The following is a 1,073-nucleotide window of genomic DNA, read 5'->3' as shown; positions in this document are numbered from 1 at the left end:
GCGTCCAGGTCGAGGGAGTCGGCGCCGGTGTCCCCGAGGCCGGTCCGGGCGGCCAGGAGGGCCCGCAGGGCCCGGTCGCGGGTGAGGACGCCGCCGGCGCGCGGCCAGCCGCCGGAGGGTTCGGCGTCGAGGAGGGCGTCCAGCAGCCACGCCTCGCGGACCATACGGGTGTCCAGGTTCTCCGCCCCGAAGAGCTGGGTGATGATGCCGGCCCGGTCCACGGACAGCGGGCGGCGCCGCACCGCGTGTCCGCGCAGGTCCCAGCCGAGCTGGTCGGCGGGCACCCTGCCGGTGACCACGAGGACGCCGTCCCCGTCGGGACCGGTGCCGGCGAGGCGCTGCTGCCAGGCCTCGGTGATGCCGAGCGGCGAGTCCTGGTCGGTGACGTGCACGCGGCGCGCGGTGCCGTCGATCTGGACGGTGAAGTCCCGCTCCCCGTCGCCGTCCGCCCAGACGGCGTCGACCAGCACCAGCCGCCGCCCTTCGGCGTGCGGCAGTTCCGCCTCCAGCAGGACCTCGATGGCGCGCCGCCCCGCGGCGGGCCGCGTCGGCATCAGCGTGCCTCCCCGGCGTCATCGGCCGCCGGGGCGCCGTCGGCCTGCCCTCTGTCCTCGGCCGCCCGACCGCCCCCGGCGGCTTCGGAGGCGCCGGCAGCCCGGGTGCCGTAGGCCGCCCTGGGGTCCTGGGCCGGCTCCGTGACGTCTGCCGTCTCCGGGCCTGTGGTGGGTGCTGCGGTGTCTGTCGCCTCGGAGTCTCCGGCCGTCCGGCTGCCGTGGACCGTCCTGGCCCTGTGGTCGGCCCTCGTGACGTCTGCCGTCCCCGGGCCTGTGGTGGGTGCTGCGGTGTCTGTCGCCTCGGAGTCTCCGGCCGTCCGGCTGCCGTGGACCGTCCTGGCCCTGTGGTCGGCCCTCGTGACGTCTGCCGTCCCCGGGCCTGTGGTGGGTGCTGCGGTGTCTGTCGCCTCGGAGTCTCCGGCCGTCCGGCTGCCGTGGACCGTCCTGGCCCTGTGGTCGGCCCTCGTGGCGTCTGCCGTCTCCGGGCCTGTGGTGGGTGCTGCGGTGTCTGTCGCCTCG

1 pseudogene is annotated in these 1,073 nt (G+C 76.8%); it reads right to left on the bottom strand.

Going from position 1 to position 1,073, the window contains the following annotated elements:
* Positions 1-554: pseudogene (locus B9S61_RS41400) on the bottom strand (BREX-2 system phosphatase PglZ); the annotation flags it as partial.
* Between the last annotated feature and the right edge of the window lie 519 nt (positions 555-1,073).

This window comes from Streptomyces sp. SM1 (assembly GCF_002910825.1).
GTDB classification, from domain to species: Bacteria; Actinomycetota; Actinomycetes; order Streptomycetales; family Streptomycetaceae; genus Streptomyces; species Streptomyces okerensis.
The sequence above is the reverse complement of the archived record's forward strand: the minus strand, read 5'-3'. Positions and strand labels throughout refer to the sequence as shown.